Genomic DNA, 25,311 nt, shown 5'->3' with positions numbered 1-25,311 from the left:
AGAACAAACTAAGCACCAAGCACCAAGCACCAGGCACTAAATCGGTTTAAACTGCTCGAAAATTTGCTTGCAGTCAAAGCAAAAATGCACCGCCCGGCACAATGTAGCGCCAAACGGCGTGCGCAGCTCCGTATTGTGGCCGTGGCAGTTGGGGCACTCGGCGTATTCAAGAAAATCGAGGTCGAAAACCACGTTGCCCAGCACCGGCGGCGGCGAGAGCCGGTGGGCCCGCAGCGCTTCCCTACCCCCCTCGGTGAGCATATCCGACGACCAGGCCTCGCGCAAACTGATTTCGACCCGGACGCTCGGTACGCCGTGGGCCAGCAGCGTCCGCTCCACGTCGCGCCTCATATAGTCCATCGCCGGGCAACCCGCGAACGTCGGCGTGAGTTGCACGGTCACGCCGCCCGTGGCCTCGTCAACCGCTACGGCGCGCACCACCCCCAAATCCACGAGCGAGATGGTCGGGATTTCGGGGTCTTTGACGGCTTGCAGCCAAGTGAGAATTTGGGTTTGGCTTAGCATGGCGGGGCACTCAGGCAAAAGGCAGGGGGGTAGGCGGAGCAGTTCACCAGTCCGCCGTCGGGTCCAGGCGAAACACCTCCGCCATCTCATCCAGCAGCGGTTGCAAGTGCGGCGTGTGCGCGCCGTGCCGGCCGCCGAAGACGGGTGGCAGCAGGCGCGTGTCGGGCAGCTCCAGCGCCGTTTGGGCCAGCACTTTCGTGATGCTTTCCAGCCAGCGGCTTTGCAGCTCGGCTTCGCCGATGAACAAGCCGGAGCTGATGATTTCCGGCTCGGCGGCCGTCGTTTCAAAAATGCCCAGCGCATAGGGCAGGGTGAAGTTTAACGCCTGCTGCATCCGCGCTATCGATTCATCGGTGGCCGTGCCGAGGCGCTTTATCCAGGTGTTGGCGTGCAGGGCGTGGTATTTCAGCTCGCCGCGCAGCTTGCGTGCTACCTGGGCCAGCGGCTCGTAGGAGCTGTCGGCCAGGGCCTGAAAGCGCAGCAACTCAGCGTGGTCGAAGAGAAAGTGGCGCATGAGGCTGAAATCGTACTCGCCGATGGGCAGCTCGACCAGCTGGCAGCAGTGAAACTGCGGCGCGTTGCGGGTGAAGGCCACGGTATCGGGCTCGGCCTCGCCGAGCTGATTCAGCAAGCCGTAGAGTTGTAAGCTGTGGCCCAGCTTGTCCTGCGCCATGCTGCTGAAGGCAATGTCTTCCTCCAGAATCGGGCCCAGCCCGTTCCATTCCGAGTTGCGGTGGCCGAGGATGAGCTGGTCGTCGGCGAGGCGGTAGAGCAAATCGAGTTTAGGGTCCATGCGCTTAGGCTTACTGGTTTTCAGCCTTGAATTTCTCAATGCGGTCCTGCACACGGTAGGCCATCGCGTCGCGGTATTTCTTGTCGGGCGTGGTGTCCCACAGGTCTTTATCGGCCTCCTCCGAGCGCAGGAAGTTGGCGCTCGGCGCCACCCACACGTTCACGACCGGCCCGGCCGGCGCGCCAAATACGGCTCTGGCCACCTGCAACGCCGCTGCCGCCGAGGCAGCCCGCACCTTGCCCACGTGCTGGTGCGCCTTGCCGCGCTTCCTGAGGTGAAACACGTCGTAGTCTTCTTCACCCGCCGGAAAAGCCACTTCTTCAGCCGCCGTTTCGCTGGGCTCCGGGGCGGTTGGCACCGGCAGGGGGGGTAGGGAATCGTAGGCTGATTCCTGGTCGCCGACGTAGGCCGTCACGGTGATGGCAGCCGTGGGCACCACCCACAAGCCCGTGCAAGCCGAGCGCCGGCTGAACTGCTCCTTGGCAAACAAAAATGCCACGTCAGCCTCCGGCGCGTGCACCGGCCCGACGTAGACGAACGGCGCGCTCTCTTTCTTCTGGTGAAACACTTCGTAGGTCTCAAACTGGTCGAGCGCCGCCTTGGGGGTAGGGGCCGGCGGCGCATCGGGCAGCCCGAGGCGGTTCATGCGCGGGTCGTGGGAGTGAATCATCCGTAAAATGTATGTCATCCTGAGCTTGCGAAGGACCTTCTCACGTCACAACGAAGCAGCATATCATTGATTACTGCAAGTCGTTCCGCAGTGAAAAGATCCTTCGCAAGCTCAGGATGACGAACGGTTTTTAAGCAAGCGGGCGCACGTACTGCCGCTCGGTTTTGCTGGCGTTCAGCGCGCGGCGCACCCAAGCGCCATTTTCCTCGGCGGCGCGACGCACGGCGATGCGCTCGGCGTTGCAGGGGCCGTCGCCGTTGATGACGCGCTTGAAGTCATCCCAGGCGGGCTCAGTGAACTCCCACTGGCCGGTAGCCTCGTTTTTGCGCAGGTTGACGTCGGGCAGCGTCAGGCCAATTTCCCAGATTTTGGGCACGTACATGTCCAGAAACTGCTGGCGGCAGGCGTCGTTGCTGGCCATTTTCACCTTCCAGCGCATCAGGATTTCGGTGTGCACGCTCAGCTTGTCCGAGGGGCCGAAGAACGTCATAATGGCCGGCCACCAGCGGTTGAGGGCGGCCTGCATCATCTGCCGCTGCACGGGCGTACCGGTGGCCAGGTGCACCACGGCGTCGTGGCCGTACTTAAGATGAAAAGCTTCCTCGGCGCAAATCCGGTCCAGCGCCCGGCAGTACGGACCGTAGGAGCCCTTGGCGTTGGCCAGCTGATTGACGATGGCGCCCGCGTCGATAAGCCAGGAAATCACGTTCGAGTCGGCCCAGGTCGGCGTGGGGTAGTTGAACACATTGGAGTACTTGCTCTTGCCGCTAATCAAGTCGCTGAGCATGTCCTCGCGGGTTTTGCCCAAGGTTTCAGCCGCCGAATACAGCAGCTGCGCGTGGCCCACCTCGTCCTGCACCTTGGCCATCTGCGCCATCTTGCGGCGAAAGCCGGGCGCCCGCGTAATCCAGGTGCCTTCGGGCAGCGAGCCGATGATTTCGGAGTGCGCGTGCTGCTCAATCATGCGGATGAGCTGCTTGCGGTAGAGCGCCGGCATCCAGTCAGTGGGCTCAATCTTTTCGCCCCGCCCAATGCGGGCCTCAAACTCAGCCAGTAGGGTAGGGTCTTCGTTTTCCAGGCCAGTGGCGGTGGAAGTCGGCAGGTCGTGGGTGGCGGCGGAACCGTACATGATGGAAGGAAGAGTTAAAAATGAGAAACGAAGAATTTTCGGTAGGAGTGAGGAAAAGCAACAACGAGATAAAGAATATGGTAGCTGAGCAATTCTTTATTCCTCATTCTTAACTCTTCATTCCACTAAGCAATTGCTCCGCCAGGCGGTGCGCAATCTCATCCGGGCTGAGCTTACCTTCCGGCTGGTACCAGGTTGGCAGCCAGTTGAGGCTGGCCAGCAAAGTGAGCGTAGCAAACGCGGCATCCGGGGCGCGCAGCTCGCCGGCATCAAGGCCGCGCTGGATAAGCTGCCGAAAACCGGTTTCATAGCGCTCGCGCAAGGCCACAAACTCAGTGCGGGCCGGCTCGCTGAGGTGGCGCCACTCGTGCAGAAACACGCTGGCGGCGGCCACGTCGCGGGTCAGCACCCGCACGTGCGCCTCGATAGCGCGGCGCAGCTGCACGGCCACGGGCTGCGTGGCGTCAGCCGTCGCTTCCCCGAAGCCGGCAAACAGCGTTTCGGCCCGCCCGAAGCAGATGCCGTGCAATAGCTCTTCCTTGGATTTGATGTGCGAATACAAGCTGCCCGCTTCCAGGCCCAGGGCCGTGGCCAACTCGCGCATACTCGTGGCCGCGAAGCCCTGGCTGCGAAACAGCGCCGTGGCCGTGCGCGCAATCTGGGCTTTGCGCGTGGGCGGGGGGGTAGGGAGCAAGACGGATGCGGAGGTCATCAGAATAGCAGGGAAGAGCCGTAAAGATACGCTTGCTAACGCTCGTTAGCAAACTAAGGTTGCCGGCCTTGCCAGCGTGATAATTATGCCGGACAAACCCAGCGGCAAGCCAACCCCACCGCACCGGCTGCGTAAGGTAAAAGCCTATTAAATCAGTGATTGAACCCTAACCAAACGCCCCTTATTATGGCTGCCAAAACTGCCGCCGCTCCCAACGCATCCTTAAAGGACGGAGTAGCCAAACTCGCCAAGTCGGCCGCGAAAGCTGACCGCAACGGCCAAACCAACGCGGCCGTCAACATTCAGCCGCTGCTCAACCAGCAGCAAAACGCGCCCGCACCCACCCAGCGCTACGGCACCGTGAGCCAGCGCCTGCCCATCGGCCTGGAGGAAAACGTGCGCCAGGAAAGCGTGAACGGCCTCAACCAGTTGCTGGCCGACACCATCACGCTGCGCGACATGTACAAAAAGCACCACTGGCAGGTCGTGGGCCCCACCTTTTACCAGCTGCACCTGCTCTACGACAAGCACTATGAGGAGCAGGCCACGCTGGTCGATGCCATCGCCGAGCGCATCCAGATTCTGGGGGGCGTGGCCGTGGCAATGGCCGCTGACGTAGCTGAGCTGAGCAGCATCCCGCGCGTGCCCCGCGACCGCGAGGAAGCGCCCGTGCAGGTGTCGCGTCTGCTCGACGCCCACCAGCGCATTCTCAAAGACTGCCACGACTTCGCCGAGAAAGCCGCTGACGCAAAAGACGATGGCACCAACGACCTCATCGTGAGCCAGCTCGTGCGCACGAATGAGATGCAGGTCTGGTTCGTCTCGGAGCACGTCGTGGAATCGCCACTCACGCGGGCCGAGTAAGTTTTCCCTACCCCCTTGCACAAGACAAACCCCCGCGGGCGTAGTAGCCGGCGGGGGTTTGTCTTGTGCAAGGGGGTAGGGAAACTACTCGGCAGCTTACTGTGAAGCAGAAAGGGGAATTTTGGTAAGTTGCAAAGCAGGTTTGCGGGCTAAGACTTTGATGTTTGAGCAGATATCAAGAGTTGGGGACCGTAGCTTGGCCCAAAATTATGGCCCCGCAGTTGCGGCGGGCGGCGGTGTGCTGTATCTTTGCCCCCGCTTCGCCGCCTCAGCGGGGCCGGCTTTACCGCAATAAAGCTGCCCTACCCCCAAGTTTTCTGCGCACGTGGTGAAACTGGTAGACACGCCATCTTGAGGGGGTGGTGCCTTCGGGTGTGGGAGTTCGAATCTCCCCGCGCGCACACCGACCTGAAAAGCCCGCCATCCGGCGGGCTTTTTTTGTGGTTGTTCGTCATGCTCGATAAGAACGGCCATGCTGAGTCTCACGAAGCATTTTATCACCAAGGGACGATACGATGATTAATTGATTGTACTGATTCTGACCTGATAAGATGCTTCGCGGGGCTCCGCATGATCAATGATTCAGGCAGACGAGGGGGGTAGGGAAGTGGACTTTTCAAACGGGTTGGCTGGCGTCACCAGCACGACCCGCTCGCGCTCGACCAGCACCTGCCCCGGCCGGGCGCCCTTGGGCTTGCGCACCCACTTCTTGGGCGTCACCGTCACGGGGCAGAGCGTGTCGTTCTGCCGCTTCGAGTACCAGGCCGCGAGCTGTGCGGCGCGCTCGATGACGGGCTCCGGCACGGGCTGCCCGGCGCGGTGGCGGATAACGACGTGCGAGCCCGTCACGTCCTTGGCGTGCAGCCAGAGGTCCTCTTTGTGGGCATATTTCTGAGTCAGCAAATCGTTATTCGCCGCATTGCGGCCGACCATAATCGTGAAACCGTGGTCTTCAAACACCTTAAATGGCAGCTCGTTGGCCTGCGCCTTGGCCGCCGCGGCAGGGTCGAGGCCGTGCTGTTTGCGCCAGGCGCGCAAGCCGCGCAGCTCCTGCAAATCGGGCAGCGTTTCCAGCTCTTCGAGGCGCTCGAGCGCGGCCAGGGCTTCGGCCTCGCGCCGGGCGATGCGCTCGGTGAGCTGCCGCTCTTCTACCTGCTGGTTTTTGGCTTTGCGGTAGAGGTTTTCGGCGGTGCGCTGGGGCTTTTCGGTAGGCTTGAGCTTGATGACGCGCGGCTCGTTGGTATAGAAATCCAGCACCTCGACACTGGCCGCGCCAGCCGGAATCTGGTGCAGGTGGGCCATAATCAGGTCGGCGGCGTGGCGGTAGCCGGCCTCGTGGGCCAGCGCGTGCCGGCGCTTGCGGGCCAGCTCGGCGCTGCGGCTGGCCTCTTCGGCCTGCCGGCCCAACCCCGCGAGCAGCTGCTTGCGCTCGGCTTCGAGGGCGCGGCGCGAAAGCGCCAGCGGCACGAAACGGCGCACCGCGGCTATGGGGTCGTCGCCGGGCAGCGTTTCGAGGATTTCGGGCAGCGGCAGCAAGCTCAGGCGGGTGCGGCCATCAAGGCGCAAGACGTAGAAGTGAGACGGGTCTTCGAGCTGCGCAATCAGCTCTTGCACCAGGCGCGCTTTCGTGGGCAGGTCCGCCGGGTCGTAGCCGTGGAGGCGCAGGTAGCGGGCGGGTAGGTCGGCCAACGCGCCGGGCAGCTTGCCCGCCGCCGGCCTCGCTTCCGACCCTTGGCCCGGAGAGGGGGGGTAGGGAATGGCGGGGGCTAGCTCAGCGTCGGCCGTGTAGCGCTGATGGAACAGCTCGGCCGACGCGAGGGGGGTAGGGCGGAAGATGGCGTTCGGGCGTGGGCCGTAGAGCTTGAAGGCCAGCGTGGCGCCATCAGTGAAATTGACTTGCAGCACCCGGTCCTGCGGCCAGGCCTCTACGTTTTGCACTTGGCGGCCCAATAGGTTAGGCAGCAAATCCACGGAGTTGGTGCGCGCGCGCTGAAAGGTTTCGGGCAGCGCCAGCGCCGGGAAGGCCGCGCCGAGCTGCGCTTTCAGCCAGAATTCCTGCTGCCCATTATTCAGCCCAACTACCAACTCATCCTTTTCCTGCGAAAAGCAGCTTATGACCCGAAAGCCCGCCAGCCGCGCCGTCAGGGCCGGGGCCAGGAGGCGCAGGAAGTAGTAATTCGTGTGCATAAAGTAGTAAGGAGTGAATAATGACCAGCGGATGCAACTATAAGTGGAGGCAACTGGTCAACGCCTGCATACTACCACTCCATTTTTTCTGCATCACTATGAAAAAGTATCTCCCCCTATCCGTGCTAGGGGTAAGCCTGGCGGCCTGTCAGAAAGACAATGACAAAGACGTTGTGCCTACCTCAGTCACTTCCGCTTTCGACCAAAAATTTACCTTGCGCTACCAGCAGCAAGCAATGCTACCTGCGTCAGCCCAGCCGGAGCTAACTCTCGAATTGGGGGACTTTAACTACACCTTCTGCCCGGAAAATGCCAACTGTTTTATGGCTGACTTTGTCTCTCCTACCTTAAACGTAACTGATGAGCGGGGTCAGGTGCAGCAATTGAAACTAGGACTCCAAGCAGCCAGGTTTAGCTACTCCAATTACCCACTCTGGATTGATACGGCCAGCGTTCGAGCGAATGGCAAGCGTTATTTGGTTTATTACCAACAGTATAGTGTTGATACAAACCTTAAACGCCGCGAGCATGCTGAGAAAAAACACCTCGCCGTGGAACTGCGCGTTGTAAAACCTAACGGCGATTAGCAGCCCTCTCCCTACCCCTCCACCACCAGCCCATCATACGCCAGGCGGATGAACGCCGGCAGCTCGGCCTCCACCTCCGCGTGGCGGCCGAGCTGATGGCTGATGTGCGTTAGATACGCCCGCTGGGGCTGTAAATCTTCTAAAATCGAGACGGCCTCGGCCAGGGTGAAATGCGAGAGGTGGGGCTCGCGCCGCAGGGCATTGAGCACGATGACTTCGGCGCCGCGCATCTGCGCCAGCGTCTCGGGGCCGATGAAGTTGGCATCGGTGAGGTAGCAGAAGCCGCCGATGCGAAAGCCCAGCACGGGTAGCCGGTGGTGCAGTGCCCGCAGCGGCTGCACCGAGATGCCCAGCACCTCAAACGGCGCCGTATCGGATTCAATTTCGTGCAGGCTCACCTGCGGCACGCCGGGATATTTGTGCTCGGCGAAGATGTAAGCGAATTCCTGCTCTAACTGCCGCAGCACCCGCCGCTCACCAAACACCGGCATTTCCTGCTGCTGCCGGAAATTATAAGCCCGGATGTCATCGAGGCCGGCCGTGTGGTCTTTGTGCTCGTGGGTGAAAAGCAGCGCATCGAGCCGGTCGATGCGGTGGCGCAGCGCCTGCTGCCGAAAGTCCGGCCCCGAGTCGATAATGAGGCTGCGGCCGGCCACAGCCAGGTGCACCGACACGCGCAGGCGCTGGTCGCGGAAGTCCAGCGAGCGGCACACCGCGCAGGTGCAGCCTATCATCGGCACGCCCGAAGATGTGCCCGTGCCGAGAAAAGTAACCTTCATTTAGTTATGAGTTATAAATTATGAGTTATGAGTTGACAGAGCCATCAGCGCCGAAACACGCGGCAAATTGACAACTCATAACTCATAATTTATAACTCATAATTGGCGCTAGCCTACGTACTGCTTCACTACCCGCACCAAAGCATCAAAGTCCAGCGGCTTGGGCAGGTAGTCGGTCATGCCGACTTCCTTAAACTGCTCCATCGAGTAGTTGTTGGCGTTGCCGGTGATGGCGATGACGGGGAGGGAGTTGATTTTGGGGTCGGCGTGGGCCCGGATTTCGCGGGTGCAGGCCATGCCGTCCTTCACCGGAATGTTGATATCCATCAGCACGCAGTCGACGGGGTTGGCTTCGAGCTGCTTGATGACTTCGCCGCCGTTTTTGGCCAGCACGATTTTGTATTTCTGCAGCTCCAGAATCTTACGGGTCAGGTTGAGAATAACCGAGCTGTCTTCGGCAATGAGGATGGTTTTTGGGGTAGAGTCGGCGGCCATAGAAGGGACGTGATGAAAGGAGAATAAGCAAAGCAGGCGGCAGCCGCCCCGAAGTGGGTCAGCCTAGCCGGCCGGGGCTACCAGCGCCGGGTAGTCGGCGGTGAACTGTGCAAAGTAATGCGTTAAAAGTTGAAATCCCGGCTCAATATTCTCCAGCCGGCCGTGCTTGAGGCGCTGCTCAAGGGAGCGGGCCTGCTCGGCGATGGCGGCCAGCCCGAGCGTGGCCGAGGTGCCCTTGAGCTGGTGCAGCAGCGGCAGCAGCGCGGCGTGGTCGGCCGCGTCCAGGGCGGCGGTGGCCTGCTCCATAAGCTGCCCGGCTTCGGCCTCAAACTCCTCATAGAGCTGCGCCGCGAACTCCGGCCCGCCCAGCTCGCGCAGCTGCTGCAAGGTTTCGGGGTTGAGCAGCGGCTGGGCCGGGTCGGGTGGGCTGAGTTCGGGCGCGGCTGGGGGGGTAGGGAATTTGGCAGATGCCGCCGGCTCGGCCGCGGGGGCGGCGAGTTCCACCTCAGCTTCCACCTCGGCCGGAGCGGATTCAGCCAGCAGCTGCGGCAGCCAGCGCACGAGCATGTCCTGCAGGCCCTCGCTGCGCACGGGCTTGGCAATGTAGTCGTCGAGGCCCTGGTCGACGAAGCGTTGAGCGTCTTCCTCCATCGAGTAAGCCGTCATGGCCACGATGGGCGGGCAGGCGGCACCCAGCCGCTCGCGCAGGGCCTTGGTGGCGGCCACGCCGTCCATTTCGGGCATCTGGATGTCCATGAAAATCAAGTCGTAGCCGGGCCCTGGCGCCGTAGCGCGGGTGACGGCGCTCAGGCCGCTGCTGGCCCTATCCACGTCGCAGCCGAGCTTGCTGAGCAGGCGCTGCCCGACTTTGCGGTTGATGGCGTTGTCATCGACGAGCAGAATGCGCGGCGGCTGGCGGAAGGCGAGTCGGCCGGCCACCTCATCGGCGGTGGCGTCGGCGTCGTCAGTCACCGGGCCGGAGCTTTCCGCCGAGCGGCAGCGAATTGTGAACCAGAACACGCTGCCGTCGCCGGCATTCGAGAGCACCCCGATTTCGCCGCCGAGCAGCTCGGCCAGCTGCTTGCTGATGCTCAGGCCCAGGCCCGTGCCGCCGTAGGACTTGCTGAGCGAGTTATCCAGCTGCGTGAAAGCATTGAAGAGCTGCGCCGCCGCGTTGGCCGCGATGCCGATGCCGGAGTCCTGCACCGCGAAGCGCAGCGTGTGGTGCTCGCCGTCGGTGCTCACGCTGCTCACCACGATGCTGACCGTGCCGCGATTCGTGAACTTAATGGCGTTGGACACCAGGTTGCTCAGGATTTGCAGCAGGCGCATTTCATCGGTGACGACGAACACCGGCGTGTGGGGCGTGATGTGGTAGGTGAAGCGCAGGCGCTTTTGCTCGGCGCGGTAGCTGAACAGGGCCCGGATGCGGTTGAGCACGCTTTCCAGCGCTACCGGCGCCTCCTGCAGGCGCAGCTTGCCGGCCTGAATTTTCGACAAATCCAGGATGTCGTTGAGGATGGTCAGCAGCGCGTCGGAGCTTTTGCGCAGTGTGTCCACGTAGTCGAGCTGCTCCTCGCCGGTCACGGTCTGGTCGAGCAAGTCAATCATGCCGATGATGCCGTTCATGGGCGTGCGCAGCTCGTGGCTCATGTTGGCCAGAAACTGCGACTTGGCGGCGAGGGCGGCTTCGGCGGCATCCTTGGCCTGGCGCAGCTCATCCTGCATCTGGCGCATTTCGCTGATGTCGCGGGCAATGCCCTCGGTGCCCTTCACGCCGGAGGCGGCCACCCGGGCATTGACCAGCACGCTCACGGCGTGGCCGTCCTTGTGGCGCATCCGGGTTTCGTAGTTGCGCAGCCCGCCGGTGCGCGTCACCTCCGCCATCAGGGCGTGGCGGTCCTCCGGGTCGCAGTAATAGTCTACTACGGGGCGGCCCATCACCTCGGTGGGCTCGTAGCCCAGCACCTCGCGCACCGAGGGGCTCACAATGGTGAGCAGGCCCTGGTCGTCGGTGCGGTAGTAGATATCCTGAAACGACTCGAAGATGGAGCGGAACTTCTCTTCTTGCGCCTGCAAGGCCAGCTGGGTGCGCTTCTGCTCCGTAATGTCGTGGGCGATGGCCGAAATCTCGACCAGCGAGCCGTCCTCGTGGCGGATAGGATTGAGGTGGATGTCAGCCCAGGTGTTTTTGCCGCTCGCATCGCGCAGCCACACCTCAAAGCGCTGGGTCTGGCCGGCGATGGCGGCCTGGTAGAAGCGCACGAAGGTTTCGCGGGCGCCGGCTTCCATGCGGGCCAAATCGGCCTGCCACAGGCTCATGCCGGGGTAGGGGTAGGTGCCGTTGCGCCGCAGAAAAAAGGCGGCGTAGTTGCGGTTGAAGTTCAGCAGCTTGCCCTTCACGTCCACGGTCCACATCAGGTGGGTGCCGCTCTCGAAGATGGCATTAAGGCGGGCGCTCTGCTGCTGGAGGCGGGTTTCCTGCTGCTTGCGCTCAATGGCCAGGGCCACCTGGCTGGAGATAAAGTAGAGCACTTCCAGGTCAGCGGGCTCGTAGGCATCGGGCTGGTCGTAGCTGCGCACGCCCATCACCCCGATGATGCGCTCGCCCACGCGCAGCGGCGCGCACAGGCTCATGGCCGGCAGCGGCCCGAAGGCCGTCAGCTCGCCCCGGCTCACCAGGGCCTGCTGCTGGGCGCGGGTCAGCATCTGCGGCTCGCCGGAGTTGATGACGTACTCGACCAGGCCCGTGGAGTAAGGCACGGTGCCGGCCGGCACGAGCTGCATGTCATCGACGGCGTACACAAACTCCAGCTGCGTGCGCTCGTCGTCGCAGAGGGCGATAATGAAGCTGTTAGTGTTGAGCACCCGGCTCAGCTCGCGGTGGATGGCCTTGTAGAGGGCGGCCGAGTCCTTAGCGCTGATGGCCAGGTTGGCGATGCTGTAGTAGACCTTCTGCAAGCGCTCGGCCTTGATGCGGTCGGTGATGTCGTGGAGCACGGCGCGCACGCCCCGCAGCTGCCCGCCCTCGACGGTGGGCGTGAGCGAGCCGAGCAGGTGCACCGGCCGGCCCAGGCGGGTGAGCAGCACGGTTTCGACCTTGTTGACCGGCTCGCCCTCGCCGAGCTGGCGCAGCTGGTAGAGCAGCTTGGCCCGGTAGTAGGGGTGCACCACGTCGGCGATGGTGCGCGAAGCCAGCTCCTGGTCAGAGTAGCCGAGCTTGTCCTTGGCCGCGCGGTTGATGAAGAGAAAATTGTTGCTCTCAGCGCTGAGCTGGAGCACTAAATCCTGGGCATTGTCGAGAAAATCCTGTAGGTAGCTGTGGTCGCCCGCCGTGAGCAGCTGCGTGGCCTGGCTGCGGTCGGCCAGCTCGCGGCCCACGCGGTAGGCGCCCGTGACGCGGCCCGTGGCGTCGCGCACGAAGCCGGGAGTCCACTGCACCACGCACAGGTGGCCGTCGCGGGTGAGCAGGGGCCGGTCGTAGGGCTCGGGCAGGTGCTCGTCGGCGATGCTGCGCTGATAGGTGCGCAGGCGCGCGGCCCGGTCGGCGGGCAGGGCAAACACTTGGTGGTAGGGCCGGCCCAGCACCTCGGCCCGCTCGTAGCCACTCAGGCGCAAAAAGAAGTTATTGACGCTCAGCACGATGCCCTCGCGGTCGGTCAGCACGTAGGCCAGCTCCAGCTGGTCGAGCACCTCGGCGGGGAGCGGCGCCGGCAGCAGGGTCGGGGAGGGGGCAGCGGAGGAAAGCGTCAGCGTCGGGTCAGCCATGAGAGGGCAGGAGGGAGGGGGTAGGCGGCCGGCCAGCGGGCCGGCCGCGCGTAAGTTTGGGGCTCTTAACGCCGGTTGGCGCAACCAGGGGCCTAGCTCGTCGGCGCGGCGAAGTTAAGAAGCAGATTACCTACCATTTTAGACCGGCTGTATTATTGAATTCTACTTTGGCGCCCCAACTGGTTTTTGCCGTCACCTCCGACCTGGTTTTCGACCAGCGAATGCAGCGCATCGGCAGCAGCCTGGCCGCCGCCGGCTACCGTGTGCTGCTGGTAGGCTGGCAGCGTCCGGCCTCTTTGCCGCTGCCAGGGGGGGTAGGGATTGGCTACGAGCAGCACCGGCTGCGGGGCTGGTTTGAGAAAGGTAAACTATTTTATATAGAGTACAATATCCGGCTGTTTATTTTCCTGCTGGGCCGGCGCGCGGCGGCCTGGTGCGCCTGCGACCTCGACACGGCCCTGCCTGTATGGCTGCGCGCGCGCCTGGGCGGGCAGCCCTTCGTGTATGATGCCCACGAGCTGTTCACCGAAGTGCCCGAAGTCGTGACCCGACCCGCCGTGCAGCGCGTCTGGCGCTGGGTGGAAAACTTCATCGTGCCGCGCGCCCGGCTGGCGTACACCGTGGGCCCGGCGCTGGCCCGGCTCTTCGCCGCCCGCCACGGCCGGCCCTTCGCCGTGGTGCGCAACGTGAGCCGCCTCGACGAGGAAGCCGATTCCCTACCCCCCCCGCCGGCGCCCGAGCCGCCGGACCGCTACGTTCTCTACCAGGGCGTGCTCAACGTGGGTCGTGGCCTGGAGGCGCTGCTCGACGCCATGCCGGCGGTGCGCGGCCGGCTGGTGCTGTGCGGCGAAGGTGATTTATCTGAGGAATTGCGGGCGCGGGCGGCCGGGCTGGGCTTGCTGGCGTCGGGCCAAGTCGAGTTTCGCGGCTTCGTGCGGCCGGCGGCGCTGCGCGAGGTCACGCGGCGGGCCGCCGTGGGCGTCATGCTGCTGGAAAACAGCGGCCTGAGCTATTACTACTCGCTGGCCAACAAGTTCTTCGACTACCTGCACGCCGGCATCCCGCAGGTGCTCATCGACTTCCCCGAATACCGCGCCCTCAACGACGAATACGACGTGGCCGAGCTGGTGCCGGACCTGCAGCCCGCCACGCTGGCCGCCGTCCTCAACCGCCTGCTCTACGAGGAGCCCGCCCGCTACCAGCAGCTGGCCGCCAACTGCCGCCGCGCCCGGCTCCGGCTGAATTGGCAGCACGAGGAGCGGGAACTGCTGCGGCGGTGGGAGCAGGTGGTGCCGCTGAAAACGCAAGCTTCATCAACTGTCGGCGCGGATGCTATTGCGCCATAAAGAGGGCCTGTTGCCGCTTGCTGGGGTAGGAAGTGGGTTGAAAAGAAATAGATTGCAGCATAACTTATTTCGCTGGCGCTGGCCTGCTTGCCACAAAATGAATCAATTACCAGTGGCGCTGGCGAGCCTTGGCCTGCTCCTCAGCAGCTGCCTGAACCCTGGGCCGGCCCCGCGCCAAGCCGCTACCCGAACGCCGGCGGTGCCGATGCAAACTACCCGGTTTGAGCTGCTGGATTCCAGCCGCCAGCGGGTCATCCCGATTGCCGCGTATTATTCGGCGGCTGTTGCGGCATCAACAAAGCTCAAGCTGGCGCTGCTCAGTCATGGCTACGGCGTCAAGAACACCGCCTACTCGTTTGTGGCGCAGAACCTGGTAGCGCACGGCTACTACGTGGTCAGCCTGCAGCAAGACCTGCCCGCCGACGCGCCCATCCCCCCAACAGGAGATATCCGCCAGACGCGCTATCCCTACTGGAAGCGCGGGGGGGAAAACATCGCCTTTGCTATTCGGGCCATGCAGCGCCGCAATCCCGCGCTGGATACCCGGCACGTGCTGCTGCTGGGCCATTCCTACGGGGGCGATATTGTCATGCTTTTCGCCCAGGAGCACCCTGCCTTGGTGGAAAAAGTCATCTCTTTCGATAATTGCCGCGTGCCCCTGCCCCGCACCCGGCAGCCCCAGGTTTTCTCTTTGCGCTCCCGCGACCAGGTGGCCGACCCCGGCGTGCTGCCTACCCCTGCCGAACAGGCGGAACTGGGAATAACCATTATCAAGCTGCCCGCTACCCCCCACAACAAAATGCAGGACGGAGCAACCCGGCAGCAGAAGCAAGAGATGAACGAGTGGGTTTCCCGGTTTCTGGAAACGCCATAGGTTTGGGCGTGAACTAGCGTAGGCGCAGTTTTTTAGCTGCGCTTGGGAAAACTTACCCCCGGTAGATAGCTTGCCAGACGCGCCAAGCGTTGGCTCGCTCGGGTCAGGTCGATTACCTTACCCGGCTTGTCCGCCTCTACCTCACTCCACTCTCCATCTCGCCTTGAAAAAATCCCTACCCCCCTTGCTGCTCGGCACCGCCTGCTTCGCGGCCGGCTTCGTGGCCCGGCCCGCTGCGCCCGATGAAATCACGGTGCCCCTGCTGCGCGCCGCCCAGCAGCTCATGGGCCTGAGTTTCAGCGACGCGCAGCTCGACTCGACGCGCCGCAACCTGACGAATTACCGCGAGAGCTACGAGGCGCTGCGCAAAATCCCGCTGCCCAACTCCGTGGCCCCGGCCCTGGGCTTCGACCCGCGCCCGCTGCGCCTGCGGCTGTCAGCGCAATCCCTACCCCCCTCCGCCACCACCAACCCCGGCAAAGCCGACCCAGCCGGCAAGCTGCCCGCCGTGCCCAAGGTGATGCTGCCCACGAGCCGTGATGAGCTGGCCTTCTACACCGTGCGGCAGCTGGGCGAGCTGCTGCGCACCAGGCAAATCACCTCGCTGGAGCTGACCGACTTTTTCCTGGCCCGGCTGAAAAAATACGACCCGCAGCTGCACTGCGTCATCACCCTCACCGAGGACTTGGCCCGGCAGCAGGCCCGGCAGGCGGATGCGGAAATCAAAGCCGGCAAGTACCGCGGGCCGCTGCACGGCATCCCGTTCGGCGTCAAGGACTTATTCAGCGCCAAAGGCTACAAAACGACTTGGGGCTCGGTGCCTTATAAGGAGCAAATCCTGGACGAGGACGCGGCCGTAGTCGAGCGGCTGCGGGCAGCCGGCGCGGTGCTGCTGGCCAAGCTCACCTTGGGCGAGCTGGCGCAGGGCGACGTTTGGTTTGGGGGCAAAACGCGCACGCCCTGGGACGTGAGCAGGGGCTCCAGCGGCTCGTCGGCGGGCTCGGCGTCGGCGGTGGCAGCGGGGCTGCTGCCGTTCGCCATCGGCACCGAAACTTTGGGCTCCATCGTGAGCCCGAGCACGGCCTGCGGCGTGACCGGCCTGCGCCCGACCTACGGCCGGGTGAGCCGGGCTGGCGCGATGGTCCTGAGCTGGAGCATGGACAAGGCCGGCCCGCTGGCGCGCACGGCCGAGGACTGCGCGATTGTATTAGCCGCCCTCACCACCGCCGGCCCCGACGCCCGCGACGCGGTCACGCTGCTGGCTTCCAACCGCTTCCACTACGCCTTCGGCACTGACTTGAAAAAGCTGCGCGTGGGCTACATCAAGGCGGCTTTCGACCAGGCCTACCCCACCAAGGCCAACGATGAGGCCACGCTGGCCGTGCTGCGCAAGCTCGGCGTCGAGCTGGTGCCGCTGGAGCTGCCGGCCATTGTGCCGGGCGCGCTGCGCTTCGTGCTCACGGCCGAGGGCGCCGCCGCCTTTGATGAGCTGACCCGCTCGGGCCGCGACGCGCAGCTGGTCTTGCAAAACCGCTTCGCCTGGCCGAACACGTTCCGCTCCTCGCGCTTTATTCCGGCCGTCGAATATATCCAAGCGCAGCGCGTGCGCAGCCTGCTGATTGAGCAGATGGACGCGCAGCTCAAGGGCCTCGATGCCTATATCGCGCCCTCGTTCAGCGCCAACCTGACGCTCACCAACCTCACCGGCCACCCCGCCGTGGCCGTGCCCAACGGCTTCACCGCCGCCGGCCTGCCCACCACCATCACCTTCATGGGCCAGCTCTATGAGGAAGGCACCTTGCTGGCGTTAGCTAAAGCGTATCAGGACGCCACTGACTTTGAGGAGAAACACCCGGCGTTGCAATGATAAATGATAAATCAATGGAACGTCATGCTGAACGCAGTGAAGCATCTCTACCGCGTAAGTAATCAATGGCAGCAGACGACTGAATTAGTGCAGCGAGCGAGATGCTTCACTGCGTTCAGCATGATGTTCCATTGATTTATCATTTATCATTTATCACCAAGCAAACTACCTTGCTGCCTCCCGAAATCCTTGCCCAGCTCGCGCCCACGGCCGCCGACCCACGGCCGGTGCTGCTGGTCGTGGCCGGGCCCACGGCGGTGGGCAAAACGGCGCTGAGCGTAGCGCTGGCCCAGCAGCTCGGCACCGAAATCGTGTCGTCCGACTCGCGCCAGTTCTTCCGGGAGCTGAGCATCGGCACGGCCAAGCCGACGCCGGAGGAAATGCAGGGCGTGGTGCATCACTTTATCAACTCGCACAGCATCAGGGAGGAATACAGCGCCGGGCGCTACGCCGCCGACTGCCTGGCCCTGCTGGCGCGGCTGTTTGAGCGCCTGCCGGTGGTCATCCTCACCGGCGGCTCCGGCCTCTACGTGCAGGCCGTCACCGAGGGGCTGGATGAGCTGCCGCCGGTGCCGCCGGCCGTGCGCGCCGCCCTGCGCCAGGAGTTGGCCGAGCACGGCCTACCCCCCCTCGTCGCCGAATTAGCCCAGCTCGACCCCGTCGCCCACGCCCGCATCGACCCGCAGAATCCGGCCCGCGTGCTACGCGCCCTGGAAGTAAGCCGCGCCAGCGGCCAGCCTTTTTCCAGCTTCCACCGCCGCGCCGAAGCCGCCGATTCGCGGCCTTTCCGGGTCGTGAAAGTGGCACTGAGCCGCCCGCGCGAAGACCTCTACGCCCGCATCAACCGGCGCGTCGAGCACATGCTGGCCGCGGGCTTGCTGGCCGAAGCCGAAAGCCTGCTGCCCTACCGCCGCCACCAGGCCCTGCAAACCGTGGGCTACCAGGAGATTTTTGGCTTTCTCGATGGCGACTACGCCTGGCCCGAGGCCGTGCACCTGCTTCAGCGCAACACCCGTCACTACGCCAAACGGCAGCTCAGCTGGCTGCGCCGCGACCCGGCGTATCAGTGGGTTGCGCTGGAATAGGGGGTAGGGAATTCGGCTTTGGTTAAACTGAAAAGACCGGCAACTTGCCAAGTTGCCGGTCTTTTTAATGTCAATTTCTACTTTGTTCAGCTCGCCGCTGCCTGACAGCGTCTGCATTTCAAGCCGTTATAATGCCCGGCTGAGTTGGAGTTGTCCGCCGGGCAGGATATTGGCGCGGGTGTCATTTTGCAGGGCCAGCCGGCCGCCCAGGCGCCAGTCGGCGCGCGGATCAAGGGCTACATCAGCGTAGAGTGAGGCGATGTAGCCAACGTGCAGACCCTGCTCCCGCTTGGAAGTGTAGAAATACCGGCGATTGCCGCTAGCATCGCGGCCATAGCCCGATTGCGGAATGCTCATCTCCCGCCCGTAGCCGGCAAAAACGCCCCCACCCACGCCAAACTCAACCAGCCGGCCTCCGCCGAATGGCAGCCAGTGAATCTCCTGCTCCAAATTCACTGCCCGGTACGATTGGGGTATTACAATCTGGTCGCCCAGCTTCCGCGGCTGGGAGCCCCCGATGTAGGCCAGCCGGGAAGCCAGCCGCCAGTGCCGGCCCAGCTGCGGGGCGTATTCAAGGTGGGTTTTCGAAATTAAATAATCGCCGGAGCCGCTCATGCTCAAGCCGGTTCCGGCCCCCACCAGCACTGACCGGAACGCAGCTGACACTAGCGCGGCAGCTGATTCCGCCTGGGCCGGCCGGCCGCAGTGGCTTCGAGCCGAACGTGAGCATTGCGCCTGTGCCGTCTCCGGCCGCAGGCCAGCGGCCAGCAGCACCGGAACCGCTAGTAGAAAAGGTAAGGAGTGGGTCATGGTGAAAGAAGAAAGGGGGTAGAAAAAACCGGCCTGATGAGTAGCTGCCCGCCCGCGCATTTAAGCATTGGGAGAAGCAATATCAGGATTATTCCGCTTGTTCTGTCTTTTACCTTAAATCTTCACTTCGGCTTCACACGCTCAGTATCTCCACCATCCGCATAAAGCTCTGGTTCAGGGGCTTCTTCTTGTTAATCGTGTCCGTGAAGGGGGTGTAAACCAGCTTGCGGTCCATGATGCCGGCCATCACGTTTTTCATCCCGTTGAGCAGGCCCTCGACGGCGGCAATGCCGATTTGGGACCCCAGCAGGCGGTCGGCGGCGGTCGGCGAGCCGCCACGCTGAATGTGGCCGATTACCGTCACGCGGGTGTCCAGCTCCGGGATGGCCTCCTTGACGCGGGCGGCCACGGCGTGGGCGCTGCCTTCCTCGTCGCCCTCGGCGATGATGACGATAAACGAGGTTTTGTGGCGCTTCCAGCCAATTTGCAAGGTCTCGACGGCGGCCTCCACGCTCATCTGCGTTTCGGGCACCATCACGATTTCGGCCCCGCCGCCGATGGCGCACGGAATGGCGATGTAGCCGGAGTCGCGGCCCATTACTTCCACGAAAAAGCAGCGGTCGTGCGAGTCGGCCGTGTCGCGGATTTTGTCGATGCAATCCAAGGCCGTGTTCACGGCCGTGTCGTAGCCGATGGTGAAGTCGGTGCCGTAGAGGTCGTTGTCGATGGTGCCCGGCGCGCCCACCGTCGGGATGCCGAACTCTTCCTCAAAAAGCATGGCCCCGGTGAAGGTGCCGTTGCCGCCGATGGCCACCAGCCCTTCGATGCCGTTGTTGGTGAGCTGATCGAAAGCCTGCTGCCGGCCTTCCTTGGTCATGAAGGTCTGGCTGCGGGCCGATTTGAGAATGGTGCCGCCCTTCTGCACCGTATTCGACACCGAGGCCGAGTCGAGCTTGACGAATTCGCCCTTAATCATGCCCTTGTAGCCGCGCATGATGCCGTACACTTCGATGCCATGATACACGGCCGTACGTACTACAGCCCGCACACAGGCGTTCATACCCGGCGAGTCGCCGCCGCTGGTAAATACTCCAATTCGTTTCATCATCAATAAATCAGGTCAGGCCGAGCCGTGCTGCGTTGCTAGGGGCTCAAACAGGACAAAGGTGGCAAAACTTCGGCGAATCAGCTCCGACGGCTCATGCTACTTAAAGAAGAAAAAATTATCTTTTCTCGGCCGCCGACGTTAAAAACCAACGCTTTGGCCCTTGTTTTTCGTCCTGTCCCGACTTACCTTGCCTGCCGCAAGCTGCTTTTCTCTCTCCACCCCTCATTTCCCTCGTCCTATGTTTGATTTTTTTGAGAATGCACAGGCTAAAAAAATCAAGAGCCACTTGCTCAACCTGGCCGCTTTGGCCAAGGCCGATGGCCACATCGACGAGCGGGAAATGAGCTTCATCGTCGCCGTAGGCCAGAAAAACGGCCTCAATGCTGGCAAGGTCAAGGCGCTGGTATCCGGCGCCCAGGGCATGAGCAGCGATATTCCGAACACCGACTCCGAGCGCTTCGACCAGATTTTCGACCTCGTGGACATGATGCTGGCCGACGGCGTGGTGGACGAGACCGAGATGGACTTCTGCATTATGATGGCCGAGAAGCTGGGCTTCCGCAAGGCCATCGTGGGCGTACTGGTCCGCAAAATCTCGATGGGCGTCAAGGATGGTTTTCCGCGCGAGCGCATCAAGGAAGAGAGCCTTTCTTTTCTGAACTACAACGAGTTGCCGGCGCGGTAGCGGCGGTGAGACAGTAGGTTAAAGAGGCGGTCATGCTGAGCCCCGCTCAGCATGACCGCCTCTTTAATTGATGACCTCACTAATCGCCCGCAGCAGCGCCGCGCAGGCTTCGTCAATCTGCTCGTCGGTGATAATGAGCGGCGGCGCCAGCCGTAACGAGTTGTCGCAGAACAGAAACCAGTCGGTCAGGATGCCTTCGTGGGCCAGGGCGTGGTCAATGATGAGCTTGAGCACCTGGAACGACTCGAACTCGACGGCCATCAGCAGGCCGCAGCCGCGCACCGCCCGGATGGCTGGGTGTTGCAACTGCGCCCGGAAGCGTGCCGCCTTCGCGGCCACGCCGGCCACCAGGTTTTCGTCCTGGATGACGCGCAGCGTGGCCAGCGCCGCCGCGCAGCTCACCGGGTGCCCGCCAAACGTAGTGCAGTGCCCCAGAATCGGGTCGGTTTTCAGGCCCGACATGATTTCAGTGGAGGAGATAAAGGCGCCAATCGGCATCCCGCCGCCCATGCCCTTGGCGCAGACCAGAATGTCGGGCTCAATGCCGAACTGCTCGAACGCCCAGAACGAGCCCGTGCGCCCGTAGCCGCACTGAATCTCGTCCAGAATCAGCAGCGCGCCGACCTCGCGGCAGCGGCGGCGCAGGGCGGGCAGGTAGTAGGGACCCGGGATGCGGACGCCCGCCTCGCCCTGCACGGTTTCGATGATGACGGCCGCCGTGCGCTCGGTAATCAGCGCTAAATCACTGAAGTCGTTGTGGCGCAGGTGGCGCACGTCGGGCAGCAGTGGGCGGTAAGAGTTCTTGAAGCTCTCCGAGCCGGTGATGGACAGGGCGCCGTGCGTCGAGCCGTGGTAGGCGTTGAGGCAGGAAATCAGCTCGGTGCGGCCGGTATGGCGCTTGGCAATCTTTAGGGCGCCCTCGATGGCCTCGGCGCCGGAATTGGTGAAATAGACCGACTCCAGCGGGGGGGGTAGGGTTTCGACCAGCGCGTGGGCCAACTCGGCCGGAATGACCTGCACCAGCTCGCCGTACACCATCAGGTGCAGGTACTTATCGAGCTGATTCCGAATGGCTTCCAGCACCCGCGGGTGGCGGTGGCCGACGTTGCTCACGCCGATGCCAGAAATCAAGTCCAGGTAGCGCCGGCCGTCGGGGCCGTACATGTACACGCCCTCGGCACGCTCGATTTCGAGCAAGAGCGGGAAGTCGGAGGTTTGGGCCTGGTGCTGGAGGAAAAGCTGGCGGCTTGTCTGAACCACGGATTTATCGGATTAAACGGATTGGTTGGATTTCGAGGACGATTCTGGCTTGGTGCCATTGCCCTTAAGTAGGCGGGGCAATTGGGAAAAACTGCTCGGTGATACGGAACGGGTTTAACAAGCTAAAGCAACAAAAAAGCCGCACGAGGCGGCTTTTTTGTTAAAGTTAAACATGCTGCTGGTGAAGGTTGTCGGGCGCAGCGGCTAAAAGGAAAAAGCAGCGTCGTCCCCGAAATCCGGCCAATCTGTTTAATCCGATAAATCCGTGGTTCGGACAACTACCGCCGGGCCGGCCGGCCGCCGGGGCCGGCCACGCGCTTGATGATTTCGCGGGTGAAGTCGTGCTCGGCCTGAAAAAGCTGGCCGACCTGCTGGATGGACAGCACCTTTTGGAAGCGGTCAAAGTAGTCCTTTTCCAGGTTCAGCTCCTGCTGGCGCAGGGCAAAGGATTGACTGATGTTGTCGCGCACCTGCTGGTCGGTGAGCGTGGCCGTGCTGGGCTGGCGCAGCTGGCGGCCGTTGCGGTTCAGCTCGCGGCGCTTAATCGTGAACTCATTATAAACCGGCCAGAAGCGCTGGGCCTGCTCCGGCGAGAGCGTAAGCCGGCTGGTAAGAAACGCAATCTTGGCGTTTTCGAGCTGGCCCGCCCGCTCGGCGCGGCGCTCGGGGCGGCTGGTGGGGGGCGCCGCCGAGGCAGCGGGCGTCTGGGCCTGCGCTACGGTTCCCGTGAGCAGCAGGGCGGCCAGCAGCAGGCGGGTTAGCGGGAAGAAGGGGGGTAGGGAAATCATCGTGAGAGGTGGAAAAAGGGAATTATGGAAAGGGAGGCAGGCTTACAAAACCGCGGGCTCCTCGGCGGGCTGCGCGTCCAGCGCGTCAAGAATTTCGGCATCGGAGGCGTGCAGGATGCTGCTGTTCACGTCCGGATACGCCGCGGCCAGCTCCGTCAGGTCGGTGGGCTCCACGCGGGCTTCGGGGCCGAGCAGATAGCCGACCAACTCCGTTTGCGGCACCGCGTCGAGCGAGGCTATCGAGGCTATCGAGGCGGGGGCTCCAGCCGGGCCGCCCGGTGCGCTCAGCCAGAACGAGGCCGCGAACCCGGTCAGCAAGGCGCTGGCAGCCAGACTAGTGCGCCAGCGGGGGGGTAGGGAAAGCAGCCAGCCCCAGCCAGCGGCGGTCTCGGCTTCGGGTTGGGGCAGGCGGTCCATCACGCGCTGAGGCAGCTGCTCGAAGTAGCCGGCCGGCGGCCCGCTCAGCAAAGGCTGGGCGCGGCGCGGGTGCTGGTCGAGGCGAAAGGCAGGTTTCATGGCGGTTGGATGAAAAGCGGGGGGTAGGGTTTAATGGGGCCGGTGCGCAGGACCGCTGGGCTACGAAGTGGCGCGGGTCACGTAGTCTTCGACTTTACGCACGGCGTGGTGGTAGCTGGCCTTGAGGGCGCCCACGCTGGTGCCCGTTATTTCGGCCATCTGCTCGTAGGGCATCTCATCGTAGTAGCGCAGGTGGAACACCAGGCGCTGCTTGTCGGGCAGGGTGAGAATGGCTTTTTGCAGCGTCAGCTCGATTTCATCGCCGGCCAGGGCCGGGTCAGCTTCGAGCTTGGCGGCCAGCTCGGCGCCCACGTCGGTGAGCGGCAGGAGGAACTTGCGGCGCTTGCTGCCCAAAAAGCTCAGGCACTCGTTGGTGGCGATGCGGTAAATCCAGGTGAAAAGCTGGGCGTCCTGCCGAAAATTCGCCAGGTTTTCCCAAACCTTGACGAATACGTCCTGGGTGAGGTCGTCGGCGTCGGCGTGGTCGATGACCAGCTTGCGCACGTGCCAGTACACCTTCTGCTGGTACTTGCGCACGAGCTGGTTGAAAGCCAGGTTGCGGCTGGCGGGGTCCTGAAATTTGAGAAGGATTTCGGCGTCTTCCAAACGGGCGGCGGGCGGGAGTTCGGGCGGTTAGAGGGGGGTAGGGGGCCGGAGGTTTAATAGCCTGTGAAATCGATTTCAGGACCAAAACGAGGTTATACTGTACTCTACTTATACGAAGCTGAGTACGATTTTTTCGGTCTGAAATACTGATAGTGAATGTGATGACTCATATAGTATATTGGTGGCCTCAATGCCAATAATGGCCGACGAAACCAGAAATATCATCTCAGTTATTCCCATTATTTACTCCTATTAATTTTGATCTATGCCTACTAAAAATTTCTACCTCGACAATGCCCAAACGGATGTGCTAACCGTCAAGTGGGGCCTGTTTTTTCGCAACTTTGAAGCTTTCCACAACGGGCAGTCACTCGGCAAAGTGTCCAGCACCGACGAGCTACGCCAGGGCCACCACTACGAGCTGTCTGATGGCCGCACTCTGACGGCGCGCCTCGCTCGCAACCAAGGCTTGCAGGAGTTGGAATTGTTGCTCGACGCCCGGCCGGTACCCGGCAGCGCTACTCACCCGCACGAACGGCTGAAGCAAGGTTGGTACATGCTACTATTTTTGGGTTGCCTGAACGTAGGACTTGGACTGGCCGCCGAATTAGGGCAAGTTGAGCTATTGCAGCAACTTGGTCTAGGCTGGGCGTCGTTGGCAGAGGGCCTCGCTTTTTTAGTGCTCGGCTGGCTTGGCTATACCCGGCGCTCAGTGCCGGCTTTTGCCACCGCACTCACCCTACTTGTCTTAGACGCCCTATTCGGCATTGGAGCATCCCTGGCAAGCGGTCAAGGCCCAGCACTAGGGGGCCTAATTGCCCGCTTCTTCTTCTGCGTGGTGGTTTTTCGCGGGATGAAGGCGGCCCAACAATTGCGCAGTGAAGAGCCGAAATTGGTAGTAGAATAAGCCAGTCACTACCGGCGTCGCGCCATCACGCGCGCTACGGCGGCCACGATGTCGGTTTCGAGCAGGCCGTATTTGGCCATGAGCTGGTCGGGCGTGGCGCTCTCGCCGAACGAGTCATCGACGCCGACCATTTCCAGCGGTAGCGGCTCTTCGCGGGCCAAAAGCTGCGCGATGCTGTCGCCGAGACCGCCGTTGAGCTGGTGCTCTTCGGCCGAGACCACGCAGCGGGTTTTGCGCACCGACGCCAGGATGGCTTCCGCATCCAAAGGCTTGATGGTGTGAATGTTGATGATTTCGGCGCTGATGCCTTTATCGGCCAGCAGCTTGCCGGCCAGAATGGCTTTCCAGACCAGGTGGCCGGTGGCGAAGATGCTCACGTCGGTGCCTTCGTTGAGCGTCAGCGCCTTGCCGATTTCAAAGGGCAGATTGGCCGAGAAGTTGGGCACTACGGGCCGGCCAAAGCGCAGGTACACAGGGCCTTCGTAGTCGGCAATGGCCAGGGTGGCGGCCTTGGTCTGGCTGTAGTCGCAGGGGTTGATGACGGTCATGCCGGGCAGCATTTTCATCAAGCCCAGGTCTTCCAGAATCTGGTGGGTGGCGCCGTCTTCGCCCAGCGTGAGGCCGGCGTGGGAGGCGCAGATTTTCACGTTTTTGCCCGAATACGCGATGCTCTGCCGAATCTGGTCATATACCCGACCCGTGCTGAAGTTGGCGAACGTGCCGGTGAAGGGAATCTTGCCGCCGATGGTCATGCCCGCGGCCACGCCCATCATGTTGGCCTCGGCAATGCCGACCTGGAAAAACCGCTCCGGGAAGTCTTTCTTAAACGCATCCATCTTGAGCGAGCCGGTGAGGTCAGCGCAGAGGGCCACGACGTTTGGGTGCGTCTGGCCCAGCTCGTGCAGGCCGGCGCCGAAGCCGCTGCGGGTGTCTTTGGAGTCGGCGTAGGG

Annotated in this window: 24 protein-coding genes and 1 tRNA gene; 9 read left to right on the top strand and 16 right to left on the bottom strand. The window is 62.8% G+C overall.

The window, feature by feature from the left end; genetic code table 11:
• Positions 1 to 36: 36 nt before the first annotated feature.
• From paaD to ACFE70_RS11040, 5 genes are all read right to left on the bottom strand, one after another.
• A complete protein-coding gene (gene paaD, locus ACFE70_RS11060; protein ID WP_375417801.1) occupies positions 37 to 525 on the bottom strand; it encodes a 1,2-phenylacetyl-CoA epoxidase subunit PaaD in 489 nt (162 codons plus the stop codon).
• A 43-nt stretch (positions 526 to 568) separates the two neighbouring features.
• A complete protein-coding gene (paaC, locus tag ACFE70_RS11055; protein WP_375417800.1) occupies positions 569 to 1,318 on the bottom strand; it encodes a 1,2-phenylacetyl-CoA epoxidase subunit PaaC in 750 nt (249 codons plus the stop codon).
• A gap of 10 nt (positions 1,319 to 1,328) precedes the next feature.
• Positions 1,329 to 2,006, bottom strand: coding sequence for a phenylacetic acid degradation b (locus tag ACFE70_RS11050; RefSeq protein WP_375417799.1), 678 nt, complete (start codon positions 2,004 to 2,006; stop codon positions 1,329 to 1,331).
• A gap of 112 nt (positions 2,007 to 2,118) precedes the next feature.
• Positions 2,119 to 3,117, bottom strand: a complete 999-nt coding sequence (paaA, locus tag ACFE70_RS11045) for a 1,2-phenylacetyl-CoA epoxidase subunit PaaA (protein ID WP_375417798.1) — start codon at positions 3,115 to 3,117, stop codon at positions 2,119 to 2,121.
• 109 nt (positions 3,118 to 3,226) lie between these two features.
• Positions 3,227 to 3,829 carry a TetR/AcrR family transcriptional regulator gene (locus ACFE70_RS11040; RefSeq protein ID WP_375417797.1) on the bottom strand — a complete coding sequence of 201 codons (603 nt, stop codon included), beginning with the start codon at positions 3,827 to 3,829 and terminating at the stop codon, positions 3,227 to 3,229.
• A gap of 186 nt (positions 3,830 to 4,015) precedes the next feature.
• On the opposite strand from ACFE70_RS11040, the gene ACFE70_RS11035 reads away from it, so the two are divergent.
• Positions 4,016 to 4,693: a Dps family protein gene (locus tag ACFE70_RS11035; RefSeq protein WP_375417796.1), complete on the top strand. Its 678-nt coding sequence runs from the start codon at positions 4,016 to 4,018 to the stop codon at positions 4,691 to 4,693.
• 319 nt (positions 4,694 to 5,012) lie between these two features.
• Positions 5,013 to 5,094: transfer RNA gene (locus tag ACFE70_RS11030), tRNA-Leu, on the top strand.
• A gap of 181 nt (positions 5,095 to 5,275) precedes the next feature.
• Here ACFE70_RS11030 and ACFE70_RS11025 read toward each other — a convergent pair.
• Entirely contained in the window at positions 5,276 to 6,880 is a 1,605-nt protein-coding gene (locus ACFE70_RS11025) for an NFACT RNA binding domain-containing protein (RefSeq protein ID WP_375417795.1), read from the bottom strand.
• A 98-nt stretch (positions 6,881 to 6,978) separates the two neighbouring features.
• Here ACFE70_RS11025 and ACFE70_RS11020 point away from each other — a divergent pair, with 98 nt between their 5' ends.
• On the top strand, positions 6,979 to 7,467 hold the full coding sequence (locus ACFE70_RS11020) for a hypothetical protein (protein WP_375417794.1): 489 nt from the start codon (positions 6,979 to 6,981) through the stop codon (positions 7,465 to 7,467).
• Positions 7,468 to 7,478: 11 nt separating this feature from the next.
• On the opposite strand, the gene ACFE70_RS11015 is transcribed toward ACFE70_RS11020, so the two are convergent.
• From ACFE70_RS11015 to ACFE70_RS11005, 3 genes are all read right to left on the bottom strand, one after another.
• On the bottom strand, positions 7,479 to 8,246 hold the full coding sequence (locus ACFE70_RS11015; RefSeq protein ID WP_375417793.1) for an MBL fold metallo-hydrolase: 768 nt from the start codon (positions 8,244 to 8,246) through the stop codon (positions 7,479 to 7,481).
• A 108-nt stretch (positions 8,247 to 8,354) separates the two neighbouring features.
• On the bottom strand, positions 8,355 to 8,741 hold the full coding sequence (locus tag ACFE70_RS11010) for a response regulator (RefSeq protein WP_375417792.1): 387 nt from the start codon (positions 8,739 to 8,741) through the stop codon (positions 8,355 to 8,357).
• 63 nt (positions 8,742 to 8,804) lie between these two features.
• Positions 8,805 to 12,509 (bottom strand): PAS domain S-box protein, encoded by a 3,705-nt coding sequence (locus ACFE70_RS11005; protein WP_375417791.1) that lies wholly within the window; start codon positions 12,507 to 12,509, stop codon positions 8,805 to 8,807.
• Positions 12,510 to 12,664: 155 nt separating this feature from the next.
• On the opposite strand from ACFE70_RS11005, the gene ACFE70_RS11000 reads away from it, so the two are divergent.
• The 4 genes from ACFE70_RS11000 (at position 12,665) to miaA (ending at position 17,681) form a co-directional block, all read left to right on the top strand.
• Positions 12,665 to 13,855 (top strand): glycosyltransferase, encoded by a 1,191-nt coding sequence (locus ACFE70_RS11000; RefSeq protein ID WP_375417790.1) that lies wholly within the window; start codon positions 12,665 to 12,667, stop codon positions 13,853 to 13,855.
• Positions 13,856 to 13,952: 97 nt separating this feature from the next.
• Positions 13,953 to 14,729, top strand: coding sequence for a serine aminopeptidase domain-containing protein (locus ACFE70_RS10995; protein WP_375417789.1), 777 nt, complete (start codon positions 13,953 to 13,955; stop codon positions 14,727 to 14,729).
• A gap of 163 nt (positions 14,730 to 14,892) precedes the next feature.
• Entirely contained in the window at positions 14,893 to 16,596 is a 1,704-nt protein-coding gene (locus tag ACFE70_RS10990) for an amidase (protein ID WP_375417788.1), read from the top strand.
• 170 nt (positions 16,597 to 16,766) lie between these two features.
• Entirely contained in the window at positions 16,767 to 17,681 is a 915-nt protein-coding gene (gene miaA / locus ACFE70_RS10985) for a tRNA (adenosine(37)-N6)-dimethylallyltransferase MiaA (protein WP_375417787.1), read from the top strand.
• 126 nt (positions 17,682 to 17,807) lie between these two features.
• Here miaA and ACFE70_RS10980 read toward each other — a convergent pair whose 3' ends face one another.
• Positions 17,808 to 18,491, bottom strand: a complete 684-nt coding sequence (locus ACFE70_RS10980) for a hypothetical protein (protein ID WP_375417786.1) — start codon at positions 18,489 to 18,491, stop codon at positions 17,808 to 17,810.
• Between the two features lie 133 nt (positions 18,492 to 18,624).
• Positions 18,625 to 19,596 carry a 6-phosphofructokinase gene (gene pfkA / locus ACFE70_RS10975; protein WP_375417849.1) on the bottom strand — a complete coding sequence of 324 codons (972 nt, stop codon included), beginning with the start codon at positions 19,594 to 19,596 and terminating at the stop codon, positions 18,625 to 18,627.
• 241 nt (positions 19,597 to 19,837) lie between these two features.
• On the opposite strand from pfkA, the gene ACFE70_RS10970 reads away from it, so the two are divergent.
• On the top strand, positions 19,838 to 20,284 hold the full coding sequence (locus tag ACFE70_RS10970) for a TerB family tellurite resistance protein (protein WP_375417785.1): 447 nt from the start codon (positions 19,838 to 19,840) through the stop codon (positions 20,282 to 20,284).
• A 63-nt stretch (positions 20,285 to 20,347) separates the two neighbouring features.
• Here ACFE70_RS10970 and ACFE70_RS10965 read toward each other — a convergent pair whose 3' ends face one another.
• The 4 genes from ACFE70_RS10965 to ACFE70_RS10950 all read right to left on the bottom strand — a co-directional run bounded on the left by ACFE70_RS10965 (position 20,348) and on the right by ACFE70_RS10950 (position 23,454).
• Positions 20,348 to 21,544: an aspartate aminotransferase family protein gene (locus ACFE70_RS10965; RefSeq protein ID WP_375417784.1), complete on the bottom strand. Its 1,197-nt coding sequence runs from the start codon at positions 21,542 to 21,544 to the stop codon at positions 20,348 to 20,350.
• A 278-nt stretch (positions 21,545 to 21,822) separates the two neighbouring features.
• Positions 21,823 to 22,332, bottom strand: coding sequence for a hypothetical protein (locus ACFE70_RS10960; RefSeq protein ID WP_375417783.1), 510 nt, complete (start codon positions 22,330 to 22,332; stop codon positions 21,823 to 21,825).
• Between the two features lie 42 nt (positions 22,333 to 22,374).
• Positions 22,375 to 22,848, bottom strand: a complete 474-nt coding sequence (locus ACFE70_RS10955) for a hypothetical protein (protein ID WP_375417782.1) — start codon at positions 22,846 to 22,848, stop codon at positions 22,375 to 22,377.
• A gap of 60 nt (positions 22,849 to 22,908) precedes the next feature.
• The gene (locus ACFE70_RS10950) at positions 22,909 to 23,454 is read right to left on the bottom strand and encodes an RNA polymerase sigma factor (RefSeq protein WP_375417781.1); all 546 of its coding nucleotides are present in this window, start codon (positions 23,452 to 23,454) and stop codon (positions 22,909 to 22,911) included.
• Between the two features lie 265 nt (positions 23,455 to 23,719).
• Between ACFE70_RS10950 and ACFE70_RS10945 the strand changes: the two genes are divergently transcribed.
• A complete protein-coding gene (locus ACFE70_RS10945; protein WP_375417780.1) occupies positions 23,720 to 24,361 on the top strand; it encodes a hypothetical protein in 642 nt (213 codons plus the stop codon).
• Positions 24,362 to 24,369: 8 nt separating this feature from the next.
• On the opposite strand, the gene ACFE70_RS10940 is transcribed toward ACFE70_RS10945, so the two are convergent.
• A partial coding sequence (locus ACFE70_RS10940; RefSeq protein ID WP_375417779.1) for a transketolase family protein occupies positions 24,370 to 25,311 on the bottom strand: 942 nt, incomplete at its 5' end.

Origin of the sequence: uncultured Hymenobacter sp., assembly GCF_964243305.1 — a bacterium.
In the GTDB taxonomy this organism is placed as follows: Bacteria; Bacteroidota; Bacteroidia; order Cytophagales; family Hymenobacteraceae; genus Hymenobacter.
Note: the sequence above shows the minus strand (reverse complement) of the source record. Positions and strands in the feature narration are given on the sequence as shown.